This is a genomic window from Exiguobacterium sp. N4-1P, assembly GCF_002214325.1.
In genome coordinates, this window is the sequence record NZ_CP022238.1 from 214,629 (window position 1) to 238,553 (window position 23,925).

The following is a 23,925-nucleotide window of genomic DNA, read 5'->3' on the forward strand; positions in this document are numbered from 1 at the left end:
GAGTCGTCGGGAAATGGATGCGTTGCGTTTTTTTTAGAACATATCTTCAAGCGACTGGTAAGGTTCCGTTATTGACTTAATAGAGTCTAATGTCTGGTGTAAATGGCGTTGCAGGGCATCGGTAACAAGATCAACCTGACGGGATTCAATCGCTGTGATGATCTCGAGATGCTCCTTAAGGCTCTTGTTATTTCTTTTACTTTTATAATCAATGACATTGTACATCATTAAATAGACGTCGATTTGATCAATGATCCGACTTAAAAATTCAATGACATACCGGTTCTGACTTTTTTCGGCGAGTAGCATATGAAATTTTTTGTTGATGCTCGTATATTCGGTTAAATCTTCATGAGTGTAGGCGTCCAGTTCTTTTTCGATGAGTTGCTTTAAATAGTCAAGATCCTTCTGTTCGACATTCGCGAGACCAAATTTTACGGCGACACCTTCTAATTCAATCCGGAGTTCAAACGCCTGAATGATGTCATTTACGGTCGGTTGAATCACATAAGCTCCGCGATTCGGTTTCAAGACGATGTATCCATCAAGTTCGAGTTTCTTAAAAGCGTTCCGGACGGGCGTCCTGCTTGTCTCAAGTTTCTCGGCGATGACGGATTCAGTAAGTTGCATACCGGGAGCAAATTCCCGATTGAGGATAGCTCGTTTAATTTTTTCAATAATAATCGTTTCGATGGGTTTTACAGTTTTCATGAAAACGTTCCTCCGTCCATTGAATTGTCTCTTATTTTATTTTAGCATTTTTCCCGGTCGATTCTTTCTGAAAAATCGAATGGTTTTTATAACTGAAAAAAGCAATAGACAAAACAGGTTTTATGTAGTAGAACTAAATTGTACTACAATTTAGTTCTACTACAAAGGAGAGCAAAAAAATGCAAAAAAAACATGTACTGCAATTACATGCCGGGCTTTTGATGGTGGCCTTTAATATTCACTTTATCCTAGTACCAAATTCGGTCGCGGCCGGCGGGGTTTCAGGGCTTTCCGTTATCATCCACGAATTTCTGCCGAACTTGTCGTTAGGTGTGCTCATGATAGGATTGAACGTTTTTATTTTTTGTATCGGTTTTGCTTTCTTAGGGTTTACTTTCGGTTTTAAAACAGTCTATGCAAGTCTGGTATTATCTTTGTTTGTGTATATGCTCGATTTGTATGCACCAATCCGTCAACCGGTAGGAAATGATTTATTCATCCAGCTAGTATTTGGTTTTTCGATTAATGCATACGGGATGGCATTGATTTTTAGTCATAATGCTTCGACCGGCGGAACAGATATTTTAGCGATGATATTGAATAAATGGAGTGGTGTACGAATTGGAGTAGCTGTACTTTTATTTGATTTAAGCATTGCGCTTGTGTCCAGTATGCTATTTGGAATTGAGAAGGGAATGTATGCTGTATTTGGTGTATTTCTCAATGGGGTCCTAATCGATACTTTGCTACAGAAATTAAAGCAGCATAGTGAAGTTGTCATCATCAGTCATCAATTTGAACATATCCAGTCCTTTATTCTACAGGAATTAAAGGCACCGGCAACGGTTCATGTCGTTAATACGAATTCTTCGAAGGCGAAGCAACATGTAATCACGGTGCATTTGATGTCACCGGACGTCACGAAATTAAAGCGTTTTGTGTTGGCAACGGACTCCACTGCCTATTTAACGATTACGCAGACCAAGGAAATATACGGAAGTCATGAAGAGAAGGCATTCCAGCGTGCGTGAACGTTCATTAAAAGGAATTCGCTGAAACCGGTTAAAGGGTCTGTCCTTGAAGTGACTGTTGTTTTGACTCGAGCTTTTGTATACTGTTTAATTGGTAGACAATTAAACGGTTAAACGTTGCGGCAGGAGTGGGGTATATGTTGACTTTTAAGGAACGGATTCAAAAGTATGAATATCACCTGAACGATACAGACGATCAGATTATTTCATATATCAACGATCATTTTACGAACGTAACACGCATGTCGATTCAGGCGATTGCGGAAGAATCTTTTACAGTCCCGAATACAATCGTCCGGTTAGCTAAAAAATTAGGCTATGACGGTTTTTCGCACATGAAAAATGCAATCAAGCATGAACTTGAAGCAAATGAAGAAGATGTGCCGGGTGACGTATTAAAAAAGACGAAAGAACTCATCGATGAAGTACATGTCGAGCAAGTTCATCATTTACTCGAACAAGCCCGTCGCGTACTCGTATACGGTATTGGAGACTCTGTCACCTATTGCGAATACTTGGTGCAAGGGTATCGAGTCGTTAATAAAAAATGTGAGTTTTATCTTCACCGTCATACGACAATCACGGAACTAGAAGCGATGACACCGAAGGACTTACTTCTTTTGATATCCGTTTCTGGCGAGAGTGAAGCCGTCATTGAACTGGCAGGGCGGGCAAAAGAGAAAAACATTCCGATTGTCAGTATCACCCACTTTACGCATAACAGCCTCGTGAACTATGCCGATTACCGCCTCTATTTTTATTCGCCCCCTGAACGCTTATTACATCACAACATTACAAACCCGACTCCGATTTTTTACTTGTTGCGTCATCTGTTAGAACAGTATTGGAAAAATCACAAGTGATGTGTATTTATACACATGAAAACCCTTACAAAAGAAAAGGATGTGAAAGAAGAAGAAGAATCAAGCTTCTTCTTTTTTTGTTGATACACTACAGGTAATTCATTAAAAGTAAAAATGAAAGGGGTTACAAACATGTTGTTGCAAGCGAATACATCAACCTCACTTTTACATGTTCAACAGACATTTGATTCAAAAGATCAAGCGATTCGCTTTTTAATTCACGAACTCGCCGAAGCCGGTAAAATTTCATCGGAAGAAGCATTTTATGAAGCAGTCATCGCTCGGGAGGGACTGTCACCGACAGGATTTGAAGGGGGGCTTGCGATTCCCCATGGTAAGTCAGATAGTGTCAGAGAAGCATCATTTGCGATTGCGACGTTGACAAAACCGATAACGGACTGGGAAAGCATTGATCCGGCAAACAAGGTGGAGCTGGTCATCCTGCTGGCGATTCCTTCAGCGGAAGCGGGATCAACCCATTTGACACTATTGGCTGAATTTGTAACCCGTCTTTCAAACGAAGACTACAAAAACCGCCTCCTTCAATCGCGTTCAGCAGAAGACTTACTGGCAGCCTTAGACGCCTCTGTCGATGAAAAGACGGACTCAACAGCAGAAGTTCCTTCGTCTGGAAAGTTAGTACTGGCAGTTACAGCATGTCCGGCAGGGATTGCGCATACGTACATGGCAGCCGAAGCATTGATTAAGGCCGGTCGCGAACTTGGCATCGAAGTGAAGGTTGAAAAACAAGGCGCAAACGGAATCGAAGACCGACATGCAGCCAAAGATTTACAGCAGGCAGATGCCGTCATCTTTGCAGTTGACGTCGCGGTAAAGGACGAAGCACGTTTTAAAGGCATTCCGTCTATAAAAACATCAGTCGCTGCCCCGCTTCGTAGTGCAAAGGATCTCCTGGAAAAAGCTTTGACGAAAAGTGAAAATGTGAAGTCTGATGCTGACCGGATGGCGGATGAAGCGGATGAGGAGCCGACGAATTGGAAAAGCGAAGTGAAAGCGTCATTGCTGACAGGTATCTCGCATATCATTCCGGTTATCGTTGCCGGAGGGATGACGCTTGCCGTCGCCGTCTTCATCTCCCAACTGTTTGATTTACAGGCGCTCTATGCGGAAGAAGGTTCGTGGTTATGGTTACTGCGTCAATTAGGGGGAGCCCTGCTCGGTCAGTTAATGATTCCGATTTTAGCTGCATACATGGCGTATTCGATTGCTGATAAGCCTGCTCTAGGACCTGGATTTGCTGCCGGAGTCGCAGCCAACTTAATCGGTAGTGGCTTCTTAGGTGGAATGCTCGGAGGCTTACTTGCCGGATATTTCCTCAAATTCTTAAAGCAAAAAGTTAAACCGAAGGGTACATTTGCCGGGTTTATCAGTTTTTGGTTTTATCCGGTCGTCGGAACACTTGTCGTCGGGTCAATCATGTTATTTGTCGTCGGTCGTCCGTTAGCGTATTTAAATACAGGACTGATTTCTTGGCTGGATGGATTAGAGGGGGCTAATGCTTTATTACTCGGGGCAATCATTGGTGCGATGGTTTCGTTTGATCTCGGTGGACCAATCAATAAAGCGGCGTATACATTTTGTATCGGAGCGATGGCGAGCGGAAATTTAATCCCGTATGCCACATTTGCTTCAGTCAAGATGGTATCAGCGTTTGCCGTAACCGGTGCAACCCGCCTAGGCAAAGAGGCGTTCACTAAAGAAGAACGGGAAATTGGAAAACAAACCTGGTTACTCGGTTTAGCAGGGATTACGGAAGGGGCGATTCCTTTCATGATTAATGATCCCCTCCGTGTCATTCCCTCATTAGTCGCAGGATCCGCCGTGACGGGAGCGATTGTGGCCTATTTCGGAATCGGTCTGAACGTACCGGGAGCAGGTATCTTTTCGTTGGCATTACTTCAGGGACAACCCCTCGTACTTGCGGCATCAGTATGGCTTGGTGCGGCATTGGTTGGAGCGTTCATTTCGATGGTCCTTCTCCTTCTCACTCGAAAACATAAAAATAAAAAGCATCAGGATGCACTGAAAAATGTTGCTTAAAGGGAGCTGGAAACAATGAAAAATGTTCATGTCGTACCACATATGCACTGGGATCGGGAATGGTACTTCTCGACCGAAGAATCACGCATCTTATTAGTCAATAATTTAGAAGAAATCATGGAAAGGCTTGAAACGGATGAAAATTATCCATATTACGTTTTAGATGGACAAACATCAATCCTCGAAGATTATCTTGCGGTAAAGCCGGAGAACCGGTCACGGATAAAACAGCTAGTTCAATCAGGAAAATTGATTATTGGACCTTGGTATACCCAAACAGACGAAATGATTGTAGGCGGGGAGTCGATTGTCAGAAACTTATTGTACGGCATTAAAGATTCAGGTGAATTTGGTCCCCATATGAAGATTGGTTATTTACCGGATTCGTTCGGGCAGTCGGCACAAATGCCGATGATTTTGAACGGATTCGATATCGAACGCTCGATTTTCTGGCGAGGAACGTCGGAACGGCATGGAACGAACAAAACTGAATTCAACTGGAATTCAGCGGACGGTTCCAATGTACTCGTCCAGCTGATGCCGCTCGGCTATGCAATCGGTAAATATTTACCGACTGAAGAAACGGCACTAAGAAAGCGAATGGATAAATATTTGCCTGTCCTCGATAAGGGTGCGACCGGAGATCATCTGCTGTTACCGAATGGTCATGATCAAATGCCGCTCCAGCAAAACATTACGGAAGTCATCGAACAACTACATCGTCTGTATCCGGAACGCGAGTTTTTCTTGAGTCGATACGAAGATTTATTTGATCAACTGGAGCAACAACTTAATCTGCCGACCATTTCAGGAGAGTTTTTAGATGGGAAATATATGCGTGTTCACCGTAGCATCTATTCGACACGGATGGACATCAAAGCGATGAATACTCAAATCGAAAACAAGCTGACGAATACATTAGAACCGTTAATGAGCCTTGCCTATTCACTTGGGATTGAATACCATCACGGGCTAGTCGAATTGATTTGGAAAGAAATCATGAAAAATCATGCCCATGATAGCATCGGATGTTGCTGCTCCGATAAAGTCCATCAAGAAATTTACAACCGTTTTTTCATTGCAAACGAAAAAACCGATCAATTGATTTCATTCTATAAAAGAAAGATTGTCGATTCGATTGCGACGGAGCGAACGGAAGACCGGTTAACCTTCTTTAATTTGAATGCGAGTCAGGAAACGACCACAACGACGACGGAAATCATCAGTAAATTTGAAAATATCCGTCTGGAAACGGAAGCAGGGCAGCCTGTTCCTTATCAGTTGATGAAAAAAGCAGTCATCGATCCGGGGCTGATTGACCGCCAAATCGTCCACTATGGAAACTATGATCCGTTTTATCGTTACACAATTGAACTTGATATCACACTTCCGGCCTTGAGTTATGAAACACTTTTCGTTGTTGAAGAGAGTGCGACTCCGGACGCGTTGCCGCAGGCGGAAACAGGTATAACGGAATGTGACACAGCGCTGTATCACGTAGTAATTCAGTCGAACGGTACACTTGATGTGACAGATAAACAGTCGAATCGGACGTACCGCGATCTCTTCCTGCTTGAGGACAGTGGGGACGATGGAGATGAATATGATTATTCGCCCCTGCTTCATGATGTGAGTATTACGACAGAAACGGATCGCCCGACAATCGAAGTCACACAAACAAATTATCGGGTAATGATCCGAATTGATCACCGCTTCGCTGTACCGGCAGATTTAGAAGAGCGGAAGCAAGGCAAACGGACGAAAGAGATGACGGTCGCGCTTGAAATCGTCTTAAAGCATGACGATCCTGTTATTGCCTTTAATGTGACGATTACGAACAACGCGAAGGACCACCGTTTACGTTTGTTGATTCCGGCAGAAGTAAACACCCGGCAAACATTTTCAGATAATCAGTTTGGTGTAATACACCGCCCCTTCGTCGATGATGCGCTCCGTGTGTGGGAAGAGGAACAATGGAATGAACGACCAGACGGTATCTTCCCGATGTTATCGTATGTTGGGCTAAAGGATGATGAGACAGAGAACGGACTCGGTTTAATCACGAACAGCTCACGGGAATATGAGGTCATTGCAGGAGCTCGACCAACGCTTGCAGTTACGCTGTTCCGTAGCGTAGGTGTACTCGGAAAAGAAGAGCTCGTACGCCGCCCGGGTCGTCCGTCAGGAATCAAATTAGCGACACCGGATTCGCAGATGATCGGAACATACAGCTTTGATTTCGGTCTCGTTTCACTCCGCAAAGAAGAAGAACTGGCCGTTTGCGCTAAGCGTCACTTATCACCGACTGTTGCTTACAATAAAATCCCGCACGATGCGATGCGTTTAAATCCGACCGGACTCCATTTGCCGGTATCGTATTCGTTATTCGAACTCGAATCGACGGGGATTATCATGAGTACGTTGAAAAAAGCAGAGCAAGGGGAAGGACTCATTCTTCGTGTCTTCAATCCGACGACGACCAGCCGATCTGTTCGATTTAAATCAAACCAAACGGGAACGTTCCATGAAGTCAATTTAAACGAAGCACATCCAGTTGAAATCACGTCAGCGGTACAAGACAAATCTTATGAGGTCGCACCGAACCAGGTAAAAACAATTCTTATTAAAAGATAATTAACCGTCAGACCATGGTCGGATTTGAAGGTCTGTAAAACGACAGGAGGGCTGACGAATGCAAGAACGACAAACCATTTTAGTCGCAATGGACTCTTTTAAAGGAAGTTTAAGTTCAGCTCAGGCAAACGGGGCGGTCATGGAAGGAATTCGTCAAATCAATCCGAATCAATCCATACAATCGATCGAGGTGGCAGATGGCGGCGAAGGAACGGTCGCTGCCTTGACTGGCCCCTTTAATTTAACGAGACGGAAAGTTACTGTGCATGATGCAAACGGCCGTCCGACTGAAGCCGTATATGGTCATAACAAAAAGACAAAACGTGCCGTGATCGAAGTCGCATCTGCTTGTGGATTACCACAACTGAAAAAGGAAGAACGGAATCCGCTAACTGCGACATCGTTCGGGGTCGGACAATTAATTACAGATGCCCTGTCGTCAGGAGCACGGCGGATTTACTTAGGACTCGGCGGTTCGGCGACGACTGATGCAGGGGTCGGCATGCTTCAGGCATTGGGGTACCGATTTCTGGCACAGGACGGGACGGAAATTACAGAGATGCAAGAACTTACTTCTTTGGCGTCCATCGATGAGACACGGGTTCACCCTGCTCTCGAAGATTGTCAATTCACAATCATTTGTGATGTCGATAATGTTTTCTACGGTCCAACTGGAGCTGCATATGTATACGGTCCCCAAAAAGGGGCATCCGAGCGTGATGTTGTCGAGCTGAATGACCGTCTCATCCATGTAGCAAAAGTAATTACGGAACATACTGGAATAGATGTTCAATCTATTCAAGGAGCAGGTGCCGCCGGTGGATTAGGAGGTGCTTGTTCGTCGCTCTTACAGGCTGAATTAAAACGCGGTGCTGAACTGATTTTGGAGGAAACAGGGGTCATGGCGCAAGTAGCGGACTATGCGTTTATTTTTTCAGGTGAAGGAAAAATTGACGGACAGACGTTTCAAGGGAAATTGCCGCAAGCAATCGGGCAATTCGGACACCGGTTCGGCATCCCCGTTATTTTATTAGGCGGAAGTGTCGACGCACAGATTGAACACATAAGGACAGCAGGGATCACAGCTGCGTTTTCGATTACACAACAACCGGTCGCGCTAGAGGAGATGATGCAGCCTAAAAAAGCATATGACACTCTGAAGTACACGGCGGCCAATCTATATGCACTATGGATGACGATGAGATGAAAGGATGAAGCCGAAAATGATTTTAAAATGTACACCTGTATTTCAAGAACGGATATGGGGGGGACGAAAGCTCGCCTCACGTTTTAACTATGAAATTCCTGACGGTCCAATCGGCGAATGTTGGGGGATTTCGGGTCATCCCAATGGAATGAGCATCATTGAAACAGGACACTATGCCGGCTACTCAATAGAACGGTTATGGTCTGAGGAACGGGAATTGTTCGGCGACTACACATTAGCGGAATTCCCACTATTAGTGAAGATTCTCGATGCAGAAAAAGATCTGTCGGTTCAGGTCCATCCGAGTGATGAACAAGCTTTTGAGCTGGAGGGTGAAGCATACGGAAAAACGGAATGCTGGTATGTCATCGAAGCAGAAAAAGATGCGGAAATCATTTTAGGTCATACTGCCCGAACGAAAGAAGCGTTGCGAGAGTCAATCGAACAAGCTGAATGGAGTACCTTGTTGCGGACACAACGTGTCAAAGCGGGCGATTTTATTTTTGTACCGAGCGGAACGATCCATGCGATTGGAAAAGGCATTGTGGTTCTCGAGACACAACAATCTTCTGATACGACCTACCGGCTGTATGATTTCGACCGTATTGATGATGTTGGAGAAAAAAGAGTTTTGCACCTTGAACAAGCGTTTAATGTCATTACAACACCCGATGTTACGTTTTACGGACGAACAGAGACGAAGCAAGTGACAAACGCAGAGATCACGACGCTTATTAAAGTTCCGGAATTCAACGTATATCACGTCAAAGTAAAAGACGGGTTTGTCCTTAAGCCACTTGAACGTTTCCGTACGATCACAATTTTAAACGGGCACGGAGAGATTGAAAATGTACCGGTTCAAGCGGGAGATCATTTCATTATTCCGCAGGGACAAGCTCCCCGCAATTGTATGGGAACGTTTGAATTCATCATGAGTGATGTGGAAGTTCGATGAATATAACTGGAGTCTTTCAAGATAATAACGTGAATAATTGACTGAATATTCAGACTTTAATGTCGGTTAGTTTCACACATTACAGGATTTGTGAACGAGAAAGTCCACTCCTTAGGGGGAGGATGAACGTGAGTTTAATTTCGGAGTCCAGCTAGTCGGAGTTTTAGAAATCAACAAGTTAATCAGGCTGCCCTTACACAGTATTTTATCCGTGTAAGGGCAGCCTGGTTTTTGTTGGATACATTTTTCATTGGAGTGAATGAAATAAGCGTTCACCCATTTATTTTTTTATCATTTTAAGTTCTTCTTAATGTACGTAATGATTTTACGAAGTTCAGTAGCAGTAGGACGACCAAACGGGCTAGTTTGCCGTTGCTGATAAAGAAGAGATCCTGTTTCATCAACAAGGAAATAAGCCGGCTCACCATGTAATCCATGATCCTCATAAGGTGAATCTTCACCGTGGTAATAGACGTCAAAGTCTTTAAGGACCTTCAGCTCTTCATCGGAGAGCACAGGGAAGGACAGTTGCTCTTTTGAAGTCATTTCCGACAAATTTTTTAATTGATCCGTCGCAATCGTAATGAGATCGACGCCATGTTTATCAAAAAAGCCTTTATTTTCTTCAAGTTCCTTTAAATCTGCGACACAAACAGGACACCATGCCCCTCTAAAGAAGATGATTAGCTGCCAATTGTTGTCTTGTTTTTTCGATGAAGGATAGTGATAATCTTCACCTGTTGTAGAAGGGAGCGTAAATGATGGAATATGTGTACCTAGTTGAAATGCACTCATTGTATTCTATTCCTCCTTAATGTTAAATCTACTTATTACCTTACACCATCTGTAGCAGAAAGGCTGTAACTCTGCTTACAAAACGTCTTTTAAATTTAAATCATGATTTAATTCGGAAAAAAGTTTAAAACCTGATAAATCAGGATATAATTACTTAATACGTATAGTATATGAGGATAAAGAATTTTATGTAAAAATGACCCAAATCTTTTTTTTACCATTTATCTTTAATTCTTACTATTAATATTTAGAATTAATTGTCAATCATTCCATTATGTACATTATTAAAAAACTTCTCCATGTATAAAACTGACGGTTGTACACGGGAGAAGATTTAAGCTAAGGAGACCACCCACTTGACTACATTTCTTTCAAACGAAAAAACACTCTCATCCACCCATGTCCTGGAAGCCTTAAAAACAAATGTCGCCATGATCCGGTTTGACGTACAACGCCGTGTCGTCGACGTCAATGATCTGTTCGCGAAGACGATGAAATACCGACGCGACGAAATGATTGGGATGCACCATCATCTGTTTTGTCCACCGGAATTCGTCAACAGCCCTGCTTACCAGGAACTTTGGAATAAGTTACTGAGCGGTTTCAGTGCCGCCGACAAAATCAAGCGGATTGATTCGCGGGGCAATGCGATTTGGCTCGAAGCGACGTATATGCCGATTTACGAAAATGATCAGGTCGTCGGCGTCGTCAAGATTGCGTCAGACATTACGGCGCGACAGGAAACGATTGCAGAATATGCGACATCCTTCGAAGAAATTGCGACACATCTCGATGAGCGTTCGCTTCAAGGAAAGCAGGAAAGTGAAGAATTGAAGCGAACGATTGAAAAAATGGCGACGGATGCCAAAAACAATTTGCAGACGTTAGCGAACTTACAGGCACAATCGTCGGAAATCACAAAAATCGCGGGGACGATTAAAGAGATTGCCGCCCAAACGAACTTGTTGTCTTTGAACGCCTCGATTGAAGCAGCACGCGCGGGTGAACACGGGAGTGGATTTAACGTCGTTGCGATGGAAGTCAGAAATCTTTCGAAACTCGTCGAACTCGCCGTCGTCAACGTCCGGACGACGACCGATGACATGAACAAGGAATTAAGCCGGATTGAAACCGGGATTACCCGGGCGAACGAAGATGCCTCGTCAAGCGTCCGCGTCATGGAAGAGACGTTAAGCCGGTTTGATACAGTCAGTCATGCGGCCGAGACCTTGAATCAAACTTCGAAAAAATTCACGACCGTTATCTAAACGATTCGTCAGGAGCGAGGAAGCGGCTTCTGATTTTTTTTAGGAGACCGTTCTGAAAATCAAGTATAATGAAAAGAAGAGACGAAACGATTGCACGTCAGATCGTTTTTTAAAGGACGTGAAGCTTGTGAAAAATCGTTACATCCTCCTCTTGTTTCTCTTGCTAGGAGGGGCTTTTCTTTATACCGTCTGGATCAATCCGAGTCTCAGGGCGAATGAAATTCATGTCGCACTGGACGGTGACGATGTACAAGACGGATCCCGGAAAAACCCGGTCCGGACGCTAAAACAGGCAGCTGCGTTAGCGAAACCAGGGACGACCGTATATGTCCATGCCGGCGTCTACACGGAACCGCTCGTCGTCAAAAACAGCGGGACGAAGGCGAAACCGGTCGTCTTTCGACCGTACCGGAATGATGAAGTCATCTTAAGCGGGAAAAAACTCAAGTCGCAAGATGGAACAACGGCGCTCATCACGATGGACGGGAAGGCCTACGTGACGATTCGCGGCTTCATCATCGAGGACATCAAAACGAAGCGTGCCGATGAAACGATTATCGGCATTTACCTGACGGGACCGAGCCACGACGTGACGCTCGAGCAAAACACCGTCCGCCGGATCGAAACGTCATCGAAAGACGGAAACGGGCACGGGATTGCCGTCTACGGGACAGAACCGATGCATGACATCACGCTTACAAAAAATCGTGTCGAAGATTGCCGGCTCGGTTCGAGTGAATCAATTGTTTTAAACGGGGACATCCGACGTTTCACTGTCAAAGAGAACCGGGTCAGCCGAAATGATAACATCGGAATCGATTTGATCGGGCACGAGGGCGTCGCGACGAGCGGAACAGATTACGTTCGGGACGGAATCGTCACCGGCAATATCGTCCACGACATCTCGTCCTACGGGAACCCGGCTTACGGGAACGCGTATGCTGCCGGCGGGATATACGTCGACGGCGGGAAAAATATCGACATCATCAACAATACCGTCTATCGAAGTGATATCGGAATCGAAGTGACATCCGAGCATCACGGAAAATATGCTGAACAGATTAACGTCGTCGGGAATACAGTGTATGAAAACAACTACACGGGCATCGCGATTGGCGGCTACGACAGCAAGCGGGGCGGGACACGACAGACGGTGATTCAACAAAATGTCCTTTACCGGAACGATACGAAGGGCGAAGACGGCGGACAACTGTTGGTCCAGCACTATGTGGAAACGACACGCTTCGAGGAAAATACTGTGACGGCGGGTCCGTCACGCATCATGATCGCCAATTACGTGTCGAGCGGTTCGACGAATCAGTTCGCACGCAACGTCTATGAAAAAGAGTCCGGCAAGACGAGTGACTGGATATGGGAAGAGGACACCTTGTCGTTTGCTGCATTTAATAAACAAGTCATTGATGCGACGTCACTGTATACAGCTCCGTTATATGTCAATGCCGCGGATTATGACTTCCGGTTAAAAGAAAATTCACCCGTCTTGAAACTCCGTAAATGATCGCATCCATCATTTAATCACTTAAATCGATGCGGAAGAAGGAAACGAAGCGATTGTGTATAAATAGAAAGAAGTGAACGGTCAACTATTTGCGATAAGAAGTACGTTTCACAGGAAAGACGAATCGCTTGGCCGAGGAGGAACATTGTGAAAAAGTCCATCTTAGCATTCTTTTTACTGACACTGATTGGTTGCGTCGGCTATGTCGTCCTCAACCGGGGACCGGACGTCGCCTATGAAAAAATGGTTCAAGCAAAAGTGACGCAATATGTCCAAAAACAATATGGAAAAGCACAAATCGTCGAGGTCCGTCCGGCATATGCCGATACGGACGAAAGTAAGGAGCGGCGCCACCAAATCGCCGTCAAGCTGAAGGCATACAAGCAGGATCAATACATGTTGTACCGCTTAAAGAAAAATAAAGTGATTGAACTCGGACTGACAGAGACGTTGCCGATTCCAAAGCAATGAATCACGAAACAGGCATGATGGCCGCGAGCCATCATGCCTGTTTTGTGTATGGATGCGGTTAGCCTGCATCTTTCAACTCTTGATACGGATTGACCCGTGCCGCGATTTGCGCCGGCAGCAGTGAAGCGATTGTCCCGAACAGGATTGGCAAAGCAAGCGAGACACCGATCAAGAGCGGTTCGTCCCACGGGACTAAATCATACAGGACGTAAATCGTCAGATAGGAAATGCTGAGACCGACCAGCCCTGCGACGAATCCGATCAGCATCCCTTCGAGCAGAATCAATTGGCGGATCGAACGATTCGTCCAACCGACAGCTTTGAGGATGGCGAGGGAGGCGCGGCGGTCGGTGACGTTTTGCCACATGATTTCACCGGTCGTCAAGATGGCGATCGTGATCGCGACGCCCATCGTCATGTAATGCATCGGGCCGACTTGAAGCGCGACGAACTGGCCGAGCCAGGACGTATAGAGGACACCTTGCAAGTGGAACGTCACGAACAGGAAGAACGTCAACAGCGCTGTCGGTAACGCAATCGACAGAATCGACAACGCATTACGTTTCCATTTACCGAAGATTTCCTTTAACGCCAGTGTAAAGGTCGAACGCAGACCCAGTTTGATGTGTGAGGATGCGGCGTATTCACCGGTCTTGATCGCTTCGTACGGCGAAATCTGACGAATCGTCCAGGCGGACCAGGCAGCACCGGTCAGGTAGATGAGTAAGCTGAATCCGGCGATCAAGACGAGACTCAGTACGTTCATCGTTTCATTGCGGACATACGAGAAAATACTTTCGACGAGCAGGGCGACGAGCGAGACGAAGCCTGCGAGCAGTACGGCTTCAATCATGACGATCCGGTAAAGATCTTTCGTCCGCCAGCCGAGTGCGAGCAAGACAGCGAACTCTTTCCGGCGGGCAAGCATCGAGACGTAGCTCGTCGCGAGGACATACACGATGGCGACGGCAAGCATCGCGAAGATGACACCGGAGAAGCCGACGCTCGTCTCACGGAAAATCGTCATCGCGGCACCGATGTGGATCCACGGCTGTTCAATCCAGCCGAGTGTCTTCCCGTCATCAACGACTTTCGTCACGACCGGTTGCGGGGAGGAGCCTTTCGTGATCGTCGCGACGAGACCGGTCTCTTGTTCAATTTGTTTCTTCACGTCTTGCAGCAGTTGTTCCGACTGTTCGCTGACGGTCGCTGCTCCTTTGACTTTTAAACGAATGGATGAAATCGCTTGTTTCCCGTTAACTGCTAAGGCGCTGTCAAGCGTCGTCAGGATATTTGGTGAACTGGTCAATAGACCGACCGGGTTTCCTGACGTATCAATCGGTTTAGCCGGATTGATCGGTTTTCCTTCGGCGTCAAGGACGAGATCAGCTGACGACGGACGATATGTTTCCATCGGTAATTCGTTGAGTGGATCTTTTGAGACGTTGATTTTGTTCGGATCATATAAACCGACGACATTAAATGATAAGTATGGGAACGCAGTGTCTACTTCACCTGGCTTTGGCTTGTTTATTTTTCGACCACTCGATTCAAGTGACCGGAATCCATGCTCAGGGAAATAATTTTTCCCATATGTCCAATTTTTAATTTGGATGGGAGCGGAATTTATCTCATAAGCCGTAGTCCAACGGGTTGGATAAGGACTGTTGATTGTTTTGAACTGGAGCGGACCTGATGTGTAGAGCAATTGTGCCCCCTCTAACTCATCCGTGCCTAAGGCAGTAGCGTTCGTTTTTTCTAGCAATTGTTGTAAATACGTTTTTTCTACTTTAGACATCGGGATTGTGAGATGTTGAATGACTTTAGCAGAATACGTAGTAAGGGCAGAGTTAGTAATGGAACGTTTTGGTTGTTTTTTAATCAATTCATCAATCAGCTTTTGTTGATCTTGTTCCGTTACAAAAGGAGCATCCAATCGTTCAATCGTGTATTCATAATTGCCCTGATTAAAGGAATTCGGATTAATGAGGACGGGAATGATATGTTCACCCGGGTTGTTTCCAGGTTTATGGTGATCAAGGTTAGAGAAATAACGCGATTTATTTTTCGAACTGACACTTTCATCCAGTCCGACCAGTCGCGCTTCTTCGACCGGATCGATGGCGACGACAAGGGCAGGATTTCTTGCGTTGGCATCTTGAAAATATTCAACTGGATTCGTCGTAAAGGAGGCATTTTGAGGAACAGGGACTTTTGTGCCTTGTGCAATATGGATGATTTCTTGCGATTGCTGTTCTTTCGTAAAACCATTTTGAATGTAATTCGTCGTCGTCAAACGATATATGCCTGGCTTTGTCGGAAACTTTAACGCTTTTTTGTAAGAAACACTCGAATTCGCGTACCCCATCACAGCAATCGGTGCGGCAATATCAACTTCCTTCATCTGTTTGATGTCCTCATACTGTTGAAAGGAAATCCCGCCGTTGATGCCGTTCAAATAGTTCGGCTCAAGCAGGTCACTCGCTTCGGTCGCCATCTGGCTGCCTTTCGGTCGGACGACGATGTCGTAAGCGGACGACCATTTTTTCTGTAATGTCTGTTCGACCGTTCCTTGACTTGAATCGGTCAGGTTGAACATCAAACTGAGTCCGGCACTGATAATCAGGGCACCGACAAGCGTCAAGATGAATTTAAAGCGTTGCCGGCGCCAGTGGTTCAAAACGAAACGTAGCATCTGGATCCTCCTTGATGTTGTAATGAGTAGCGAGGTGAGCCGTGGAGCATTTGGTAAAGGCCGATAAGAAGAGCTGTGATGTCTCGTTTACCCGCTTTGGATGGTCTTCTTACGACGATCTTCAATGATTTGTCCGTCCTGCATGAACAGAATCCGGTCCGCCCGTTCAGCAAGTGCCAGGTCATGGGTGACGAACAAAATGCCGCACTGCTCTTCCCTGTGCAGGTCAAGCAACAATTGAAAAATTGTCTCGCCGGTGACGGAATCAAGATTTCCGGTCGGTTCATCGGCAAGGATCCAGCGCGGGCGACTGATCAGCGCCCGTGCGATTGCGACCCGTTGCTGTTGACCCCCGGACAGTTGGGCCGGTAACGCGTGTTGTTTTTCAAGTAAGCCGACTTTCTCGAGGATCTGGGCAATCCGCTCTTCTTTATTGAAGTCCGTTTTTTGTTTTAAGAGCGGGACGAGCACGTTTTCTTTGACCGTCAACGCAGGCAGAAGGTGAAATTGTTGAAAGACGAAGCCGATTTCCTGTGCCCGGAAGGCGGAGAGGCGGCGATTTTTCCAACGGCTGATGTCTTGGCCGTCGTATTCGATTTGTCCGGACGTCGGACGGTCGAGTGAACCGATCATACTGAGAAAGGTCGACTTGCCGGAACCCGAGGCACCGACGATTGCCGTCACTTCGGTGGCTGAGAACTGGCACGTGAGGTCGTTTAAGACGAGTAATGGACTCCCGGCTAATTGAAACGCATGGGAGAGGTGATTAACGGAAATATCCATTCGAACGCTCCTTTTACAAAATAAGGTAACTCAACTATAAAATTATTTGAAAATTTTGTCTATTTTTCTTTTTATTATCGGGTTAAAAACTGAGACAGCCTTGGCTCGTCAGTGCCTGCTGATTATGCGTAGTATCCTTTTAGATACTTAACCACATTAATGTGCCTACTTCTCAGTTCACAAACAGGACTTTATGATAAGAGAGTAAGAGACAGAAAAAACAGGTGGTTGTAAAAATGAAGTGGAGTGTACGAATTATTCAAGGGGTGTTAGTAGTTGGCTTTTTATTATTTGGATTTATGAAACTGAGTGCAGATCCGACAATGGTCGACTCGTTTGAAAACGTGTACGGCTATGGAACAGGGTTCATGTATTTTGTTGGAACAATTGAAGTGGTAGCAGCCATCGGCTTATTGATTGGTTACTGGAAAAAGAAACTTATTCCAGTCTTCAGCGGGCTACTTGTACTCGTCTTGGCAGCATTTGTATTCGTCGGTCAAAAGAAAGTCAATAACGGAGCGAATCAATCGGCTGAACAAATTTCATAAAGTATAGGAGAGTGACACGGCTAGCACCGTGCACTCTCTATTTGTTTAGTGAGAAATAACAAGAAACTATGTTGACGTTCAATAACGTCAACAGTGTGTTTCGCGGGATGCAACAGGTGTTTCCGCCTGGTCATGTCGAGAATGCGGAAGAGATCGCGCATGCTGTCCTGTTCCTCGCGACGGATGAAGCGAGCCATATCTCAAGGCGTCTGTCTTCCGGTCGACAGTGGGGTCACGGCAAGATAACTGAGGATAAATCAAGGCACTGTCCATCCGGCAGTGTCTTTTCTTAATGAAATATTTGGTCAATAAGTAACAGAGGATGTGATCAAAAGAATTTTTTTACAAAAAAAGCGTTACAATGGAAGGGGAAAATGACAAACGAAATGAGTGGATAATTTTGCTGCAATCATGGAAAAAACGATTGATTTACGGAACGGCTGGACTAGCAGCAGCTGGATGTGCGAGTGCATTCTATATCGGCGCGCATCCCGAAGAACCAAAAGCCAGTTCTTACCCGATCATATCAAAAGATGTCACGACGATGACGTTTAAGCCGAACGACGGTCAGGTTATCCTGCTGTATGGAAGCGATATTAACCGTTCTAAAGAAACACAGGATGATCCGCAAGAGCCGGCACTGATGACGACATTATCAAAAACGGGAACAGCATTAAAGACGGAGGCGATTGCTGATCCGGATTTGTATCGGATGGCATTTTCACAAAAAGGAACTGACCCGCGGCATATTTATATCCATCACCCGGACGGTATCGAAGCGGACCACTTTTTTACGTATGACTTAAAACGAGGGACGTTCAAGAAACACGAGGTGCCGAATACATCGATAACATCCATTGCCCATTACGGGAAAGATGCCTGGGTCACATCAAACGCTGCAAAGCCGTCGGAAAATCACACGTCATTCGAAAAGCGGTTGAACCATATGCTTATACTGCTTTATACGGCGCTAAGGACACAGCGTATTTTGCAACGACCGACGGCATGATGATCAAGCTAAAGACGGACGGAACGATGCAGCAAAAGTCATTTACAGTATTGGATGATGTCAACTACTGGGCGACGGAACCGATGCGGATGATCAACAAACAGACGGGTTATCAAATCATCGGCACCGGTGAAAACGATACGGATCAACGGTTCGTTAAGTGGACGTTCGGACAAGCGTTCCGGGTTGAACCGGTCCGACCTGATTTTTGGAAGCCGGGTAACTATTACCGTTACCTGTACCGGAATCCGTATAAGAAGACTTCCTACTTCACGGAAACGGACATGTCATCTTCTGGTGAATACCGATTGATCGTCACGGATGACCAGTTAAAAACGTTACGGACGATACCGATTGATGGAGAAAAAGGTGTGGACTTTGTGATCGATTAACAGCAGAAGGAGTGAGGGAAATGGCTATTGAAGAGGTGTATTTAACGGCAATTCAAGCACGGTTCCGCGCAGTCCGCGAACCGGCCGAGCAGGCACTCGCTTGGCTGAACGAAGAACAGTTCCATCAGATACTGGCACCGGACACGAACAGCGTCGCGTTGTTGATTCAGCATATGACGAACAATATGACGTCACGCTGGACCGATTTTTTGACGACGGACGGGGAAAAGCCGGACCGCAACCGGGACGCCGAGTTTATCGACCAGGGACATGACAAAGCGACGTTACTGAAACTGTGGGATGACGGCTGGCAGCTTGTCGAAGCGACGCTCGCGTCCCTGACACCGGACGATCTGGAACGGACCGTTTTGATTCGCGAGGAACCGCATCTTGTCGTTGACGCAATCGAACGGCAACTCGCGCATTATGCCTATCACACCGGACAGCTGATTTTTTTAATGAAGATCCTGCTCGGACCGGACTTCAAGCCGTTGACGATTCCCTTACCGCATCAACGGAAGTGAATACAACAGACCTGCCTCTTTGACTTAAGGGGCAGGTCTGTTTTCATAATGTATCGTCACTCGAACTGCCGACAGGAGTTGTCGATAAAGAAATCGTAAAAGCGCGCTCGCCTTTTTTGAGTTGGATATCTTCAGGAGAATGGATGGCGTCGATTGAGTCTGTTCCCATCGACTCCTGAACGGTTGATTTCTCAAACATCAACACCTCGTATTCAGATGGGCGAAATGACGTATCACGAAACTCGACGCCACTCATCATGACTTTCTTTAAAACATCTGACTCCTCGGATTTTTCCTGCATGAGACCATCTAAGTCAAACATGTATGAACGGTAGCCTTTTGTCGTATCGAACACTTGCCCGAGTGTCAGTTTTTCCCCATCATAGTGACCGGGTTTGATGGTTTCGGTAAACCAATTTTTTTGTTCGCCGGATGCAAAATACTCAATTCCGGTCAGGTAAAGGAGGTTGTCGGTTTTCCCAGTCATGATATAAACAGCCTCATTTTTATCCGAATCTGATGGAGTTTTAGTCGTATCGAGTGTGAGTGTCAACGGCAACTCCATCGGTTTGACGACTTTTTTCGGCACGGTCTCTTCCGAACTGCAACCGGTAAGTAAAAGTGCCGATAATGAACAGACGAGCATTTGTTTCAACATCCACTTCACGTCCTTCGTATGTAAATAAAGTAAGTATAAAAGGATTGGATGTTATTTACAATCAGAAAAGTGTTCACGGAAAGGGGGGATTTGCGTGAAAAAACGATTTATTCTTTTCCTGTCGCTTGGACTGTTCGGTTGTTTAGCGACATGGAACCAGGAACAGGCAGAGGCGACCGCTTCCAAAAAAGTCATGTATGTCGCGCCAGCCGGCAAAGATACGAATTCCGGTTCGTTGAAACGACCGCTCAAAACACTGAAACGGGCGAGTCAGCTTGCGAAAGCCGGGACGACGGTCTATCTGCGTCAAGGAACATACACGGAAGCGTTGACAGTCCGGTACAGCGGAACGAAACAGGCACCGGTCGTCTTCCGGAATTACCAAACGGAAAAAGTCGTCTTAAGTGGGAAGGCGTTGAAGAAACAGGACGGGGAGACGACGCTCATCCGAATCGAAAACCTGCAGTACGTGACGATTCAAGGACTGGTTGTCGCAGACATTGCGACGACACGAAACGATGAGACACCGATTGGGATATGTATCACCGGGACAGGACGGAACATTCAACTGATCGATAATCAGGTCCGCCGCATCAAGACGAATGCGAAAGGCGGCAATGCCCATGGGATTGCGATTTACGGAACCGGTCGCTTGAAGCAAATCACCGTCCGTGGGAATCGTGTCGAAGACAACCGGCTCGGTGCGAGCGAAGCGCTTGTTTTAAACGGCAACATTGACGGGTTTTCCGTCACGGACAACATCGTCCGTCGTAACGATAATATCGGCATCGACTTGATTGGTTATGAGGGAGTCGCGACAAACAACTCGGAGGATTATGTCCGTAATGGAGTCATTTCCGGGAATCACGTCTCCGACAGTTCGAGTTACGGCAATCCGGTCTACGGCAAGGACTACAATGCAGCGGGGATTTACGTCGACGGCGGGAAACAGCTGACAATCGAACACAATACCGTCGAGCGAAATGATATCGGGATTGAAGTAACAAGTGAACATGCGAAGAAGTATGCAGAAGACATTACGGTCCGCGGCAATCTCGTCCAACAAAACCGGTTTACCGGCATTTCGATCGGCGGATACGATAAAAAGCGCGGTGGAACGAAACGGGTTCGGATTACGGACAATCAGGTCACCGGTAATGATACGAAGGGACTTGAAGGCGGTCAGCTGCTCGTCCAACATGATGTCCGCGATAATCGGATTGACCATAATGCATTTACGACAGGGCGGGATAACCTGTTTGTCGCGAACTTCTTCAAAACGAGTTCCGGCAATCAGTTTGACCACAATACTTATCAATTAAAAAAAGGAACAGCGAAACGGTGGATTTGGTTGGATTACGAGTACCGCACTCAGTCCGCTTTTGAACGGGCAGTCGCTCAATGAATGAACAACAGACGTCATTTTCCCTAAAGGGAGAGAATGACGTCTGTTTGATTAACGGAATCACATTTGTTTCACGTATTGTAACCGACGAATAGTGTGAAAAGCATCAAACCGGTCGAACCGGTGATACAGGTCAGGCAGATCACGGTCGTAAAAATACGCAACGGCAACGGTAAGCTGACCTGTCTTTTCCAGACGACATACACGACGACGGCACTGGCCATCATCAGTAAAGCTAAAATCGAGAACGGTAACGTCCGTTCCTGGATCAAATAAAAAATATCCAACGTCTCACGTCCTTTCTGTCAGATTTCGATTCAAATGGGCTGTACTCTGCAAAATCGGACTCTGTTACGTTATACTAATTATTGTAATATATGGATTAATAATCCAAAATGGAATCGAAGAAAGAAGGGGAGACGATTGGCACAATCATTACGCAGATCAGCAACAGATCGATCGATTCAAGGGGTGTGCGGCGGACTCGCGGAACACTTCGGTATTTCATCATTGGCCGTCTGCCTGATTTTCATTGTCATTCCGCTTCCGATTAATTTAATCATTTACATGATTCTCGCTAATGCTATGGCGGATGCACCAAGAACGTTGTAAAACAAATGAACAAAAGGAGGTTATGTCGATGACAAACGGAAAGATTGCACTTCGTGTGTTAGGCATTTTGATTGGCGCAATCGTCGGCTTACTTATTGTTTACGAAGCGAAATGAATCTTTGACGTCAGTATCCTGCTAGGATTCGTGCCGGTGCCGCTATTTTCGCTCTGATCAACATCATTTGGGTGCGTGTGAGAAAATCTTGAACAGCTAAGGGGGAACTGTGACGACTTACTTGATAAGTACAACATGTGACGTTCAGATGGACCCAAGCACGACATCAGACGAAATCTGACCGATTTGTACAGACGAGCGTCAATATGTCAATCCGAACGGGCAATCATGAACAACACTTGGAGAGATGAGGTCGTCCGAAACATACAAGACGACGCTTACTGAAGAACAATCGGGGCTTATGAGTCTGGTCACAACGCCGAAGTTAGGTATCGGACAGGCGGCATATCTCGTCTCGGTGACGAAACGAGTTCTTTCGGATTGTGTAACCTATCTCAATCAGGCGGAAACATTTGATATATATTGTGCTCGAGAATGACGTGAAATTGTATGAATTGGTTGAAGGTGTGCTGCGAGATTACGCAAGAAGGCAAAAATAATTAAACGGTACAAGAGGTGGTCACATGAAATGGATTGAGGATGTCCGGCTTCGAGAAACAGTCTATTTTATTTTGTTTGACACCGCGCTATTTTTATTTCTTTTTTACCTTGATCGAGAAGATGGTACTGGTAGAGCCGGAGGACTTTTGATTGCCGCGTTCGTTTCTTTATTTGGAATGTTGCTTCTGTTTCTTTGGACAAATCGCCAAAATGTTTGGCTAATAACAGGTGCGATTTTGTTTTATCTTTTTCTTGGATTGTACTGGATCTGACCTAGAAAACCATCAGTTTGCGTGAAATGACGAATCTTGTTCGATGTCCTGCAACAGTTCACGGAACTATTTCGTAAACGGCAAAAATTGTTCGGATGAAAGTTGGAGTTCTTGTTGGAACGACAGGATTTCTTAGTCCTACACGTCAGAGGAACAGGGATGTAAGTTTTGTCTCGACAAGATTCAGGAGATACTCAGCAGGGATGAACCCACGGACGACAGCCTGAAAAATTCAATACTTTTCCACCTCGGGCTTTCTCCTTGACGCGTTCAAATCTAATGGTATAATCGGTTAACTTTTATTAGCTGTAAGGCTAGTACGGCTGAAAGATTGACAAAATAAACCACCTTTAAAAAAGAAGGATTTGTTCGGTTAAAGCAGAACGTTAAGCAAAGAACAGATTCTGAACTTACAGAGGAGTGATTCATTTGAACCAAGCTCAAGAAATTCAGATCCAGACGGTCATCCGACGACCCGTCACCGAAGTCTGGACGTAATGGACGGAACCGGAGCACATCAAGGCATGGAATGCGGCATCGGACGATTGGCATACGACGGAAGCGACGAATGATGTCCAGGCAGGCGGTCATTTTTTCAGTCACATGGCGGCAAAGGACGGCAGCATGGGGTTTGATTTTTCCGGTGTTTATGACGATGTCGTCGTGAACGAAAAATTAGCCTATACACTGGACGACGGTCGCCACGTGACGGTCTTGTTCGAAGCAAATGGAGACGAAACGAACGTCGTCGAAACATTTGAAGCGGAGTCGGCGAATCCGCCCGAGATGCAACAAGCGGGCTGGCAGGCGATCCTTGACCGCTTCAAAGAATATGCGGAACAACAGTGAAGCAGACAAAAAAGCCCGTTCCTAAGCAGGAGGGCTTTTTCTTTAGA

At 45.8% G+C, this 23,925-nt stretch carries 23 protein-coding genes and 1 pseudogene; 18 read left to right on the forward strand and 6 right to left on the reverse strand.

What is annotated here, in order from left to right:
• Positions 1-33: 33 nt before the first annotated feature.
• Complete coding sequence (locus A0126_RS17640; protein WP_088837076.1) at positions 34-711, reverse strand: GntR family transcriptional regulator; 678 nt, start codon at positions 709-711, stop codon at positions 34-36.
• Positions 712-890: 179 nt separating this feature from the next.
• Between A0126_RS17640 and A0126_RS17645 the strand changes: the two genes are divergently transcribed.
• The 6 genes from A0126_RS17645 (at position 891) to manA (ending at position 9,462) form a co-directional block, all read left to right on the forward strand.
• Entirely contained in the window at positions 891-1,742 is an 852-nt protein-coding gene (locus A0126_RS17645) for a YitT family protein (protein WP_088837077.1), read from the forward strand.
• Between the two features lie 137 nt (positions 1,743-1,879).
• Entirely contained in the window at positions 1,880-2,605 is a 726-nt protein-coding gene (locus tag A0126_RS17650; RefSeq protein WP_088837078.1) for a MurR/RpiR family transcriptional regulator, read from the forward strand.
• Positions 2,606-2,737: 132 nt separating this feature from the next.
• Positions 2,738-4,666, forward strand: coding sequence for a PTS 2-O-a-mannosyl-D-glycerate transporter subunit IIABC (mngA, locus tag A0126_RS17655; RefSeq protein ID WP_088837079.1), 1,929 nt, complete (start codon positions 2,738-2,740; stop codon positions 4,664-4,666).
• Positions 4,667-4,681: 15 nt separating this feature from the next.
• Complete coding sequence (gene mngB, locus A0126_RS17660; protein WP_088837080.1) at positions 4,682-7,300, forward strand: mannosylglycerate hydrolase; 2,619 nt, start codon at positions 4,682-4,684, stop codon at positions 7,298-7,300.
• 58 nt (positions 7,301-7,358) lie between these two features.
• On the forward strand, positions 7,359-8,507 hold the full coding sequence (locus tag A0126_RS17665; protein ID WP_088837081.1) for a glycerate kinase family protein: 1,149 nt from the start codon (positions 7,359-7,361) through the stop codon (positions 8,505-8,507).
• 16 nt (positions 8,508-8,523) lie between these two features.
• Positions 8,524-9,462 (forward strand): mannose-6-phosphate isomerase, class I, encoded by a 939-nt coding sequence (gene manA / locus A0126_RS17670; RefSeq protein ID WP_088838487.1) that lies wholly within the window; start codon positions 8,524-8,526, stop codon positions 9,460-9,462.
• 291 nt (positions 9,463-9,753) lie between these two features.
• Here the strand turns inward: manA and A0126_RS17675 are convergent, their stop codons facing one another.
• A complete protein-coding gene (locus tag A0126_RS17675; RefSeq protein WP_088837082.1) occupies positions 9,754-10,257 on the reverse strand; it encodes a peroxiredoxin family protein in 504 nt (167 codons plus the stop codon).
• A gap of 356 nt (positions 10,258-10,613) precedes the next feature.
• Between A0126_RS17675 and A0126_RS17680 the strand changes: the two genes are divergently transcribed.
• The 3 genes from A0126_RS17680 to A0126_RS17690 all read left to right on the forward strand — a co-directional run bounded on the left by A0126_RS17680 (position 10,614) and on the right by A0126_RS17690 (position 13,515).
• A complete protein-coding gene (locus tag A0126_RS17680) occupies positions 10,614-11,525 on the forward strand; it encodes a methyl-accepting chemotaxis protein (RefSeq protein ID WP_088837083.1) in 912 nt (303 codons plus the stop codon).
• 127 nt (positions 11,526-11,652) lie between these two features.
• Complete coding sequence (locus A0126_RS17685) at positions 11,653-13,044, forward strand: DUF1565 domain-containing protein (RefSeq protein WP_157898479.1); 1,392 nt, start codon at positions 11,653-11,655, stop codon at positions 13,042-13,044.
• A 147-nt stretch (positions 13,045-13,191) separates the two neighbouring features.
• Entirely contained in the window at positions 13,192-13,515 is a 324-nt protein-coding gene (locus tag A0126_RS17690) for a hypothetical protein (protein WP_088837084.1), read from the forward strand.
• Between the two features lie 58 nt (positions 13,516-13,573).
• Here the strand turns inward: A0126_RS17690 and A0126_RS17695 are convergent, their stop codons facing one another.
• Both A0126_RS17695 and A0126_RS17700 read right to left on the reverse strand, forming a co-directional pair.
• Positions 13,574-16,210 carry an ABC transporter permease gene (locus tag A0126_RS17695; protein ID WP_088837085.1) on the reverse strand — a complete coding sequence of 879 codons (2,637 nt, stop codon included), beginning with the start codon at positions 16,208-16,210 and terminating at the stop codon, positions 13,574-13,576.
• 87 nt (positions 16,211-16,297) lie between these two features.
• Positions 16,298-16,993: an ABC transporter ATP-binding protein gene (locus A0126_RS17700; protein ID WP_088837086.1), complete on the reverse strand. Its 696-nt coding sequence runs from the start codon at positions 16,991-16,993 to the stop codon at positions 16,298-16,300.
• Positions 16,994-17,229: 236 nt separating this feature from the next.
• Here A0126_RS17700 and A0126_RS17705 point away from each other — a divergent pair, with 236 nt between their 5' ends.
• The 5 genes from A0126_RS17705 (at position 17,230) to A0126_RS17715 (ending at position 19,466) form a co-directional block, all read left to right on the forward strand.
• Entirely contained in the window at positions 17,230-17,541 is a 312-nt protein-coding gene (locus A0126_RS17705; protein WP_088837087.1) for a DoxX family protein, read from the forward strand.
• A gap of 68 nt (positions 17,542-17,609) precedes the next feature.
• Entirely contained in the window at positions 17,610-17,834 is a 225-nt protein-coding gene (locus A0126_RS19285) for a hypothetical protein (RefSeq protein ID WP_157898480.1), read from the forward strand.
• 107 nt (positions 17,835-17,941) lie between these two features.
• A complete protein-coding gene (locus A0126_RS19655; RefSeq protein ID WP_239456889.1) occupies positions 17,942-18,550 on the forward strand; it encodes a hypothetical protein in 609 nt (202 codons plus the stop codon).
• Positions 18,547-18,942: a hypothetical protein gene (locus A0126_RS19660; protein ID WP_239456890.1), complete on the forward strand. Its 396-nt coding sequence runs from the start codon at positions 18,547-18,549 to the stop codon at positions 18,940-18,942. Before A0126_RS19655 ends, A0126_RS19660 begins: the two co-directional genes overlap by 4 nt.
• Before the next feature lie 20 nt (positions 18,943-18,962).
• A complete protein-coding gene (locus A0126_RS17715) occupies positions 18,963-19,466 on the forward strand; it encodes a DUF1572 family protein (RefSeq protein WP_088837088.1) in 504 nt (167 codons plus the stop codon).
• A 43-nt stretch (positions 19,467-19,509) separates the two neighbouring features.
• On the opposite strand, the gene A0126_RS17720 is transcribed toward A0126_RS17715, so the two are convergent.
• Positions 19,510-20,124, reverse strand: coding sequence for a hypothetical protein (locus A0126_RS17720; protein WP_088837089.1), 615 nt, complete (start codon positions 20,122-20,124; stop codon positions 19,510-19,512).
• A 94-nt stretch (positions 20,125-20,218) separates the two neighbouring features.
• Between A0126_RS17720 and A0126_RS17725 the strand changes: the two genes are divergently transcribed.
• Positions 20,219-21,529, forward strand: a complete 1,311-nt coding sequence (locus A0126_RS17725; RefSeq protein ID WP_088837090.1) for a right-handed parallel beta-helix repeat-containing protein — start codon at positions 20,219-20,221, stop codon at positions 21,527-21,529.
• Positions 21,530-21,600: 71 nt separating this feature from the next.
• Here A0126_RS17725 and A0126_RS17730 read toward each other — a convergent pair whose 3' ends face one another.
• Positions 21,601-21,816 (reverse strand): hypothetical protein, encoded by a 216-nt coding sequence (locus A0126_RS17730; RefSeq protein WP_088837091.1) that lies wholly within the window; start codon positions 21,814-21,816, stop codon positions 21,601-21,603.
• A gap of 136 nt (positions 21,817-21,952) precedes the next feature.
• On the opposite strand from A0126_RS17730, the gene A0126_RS17735 reads away from it, so the two are divergent.
• The 3 genes and pseudogenes from A0126_RS17735 to A0126_RS17745 all read left to right on the forward strand — a co-directional run.
• On the forward strand, positions 21,953-22,141 hold the full coding sequence (locus A0126_RS17735) for a PspC domain-containing protein (RefSeq protein WP_014970392.1): 189 nt from the start codon (positions 21,953-21,955) through the stop codon (positions 22,139-22,141).
• A gap of 639 nt (positions 22,142-22,780) precedes the next feature.
• Positions 22,781-23,029, forward strand: a complete 249-nt coding sequence (locus A0126_RS17740) for a hypothetical protein (RefSeq protein ID WP_088837092.1) — start codon at positions 22,781-22,783, stop codon at positions 23,027-23,029.
• Between the two features lie 510 nt (positions 23,030-23,539).
• Positions 23,540-23,878 (forward strand): annotated as a pseudogene (locus A0126_RS17745) (SRPBCC domain-containing protein); the annotation flags it as partial.
• Positions 23,879-23,925 lie beyond the last annotated feature (47 nt).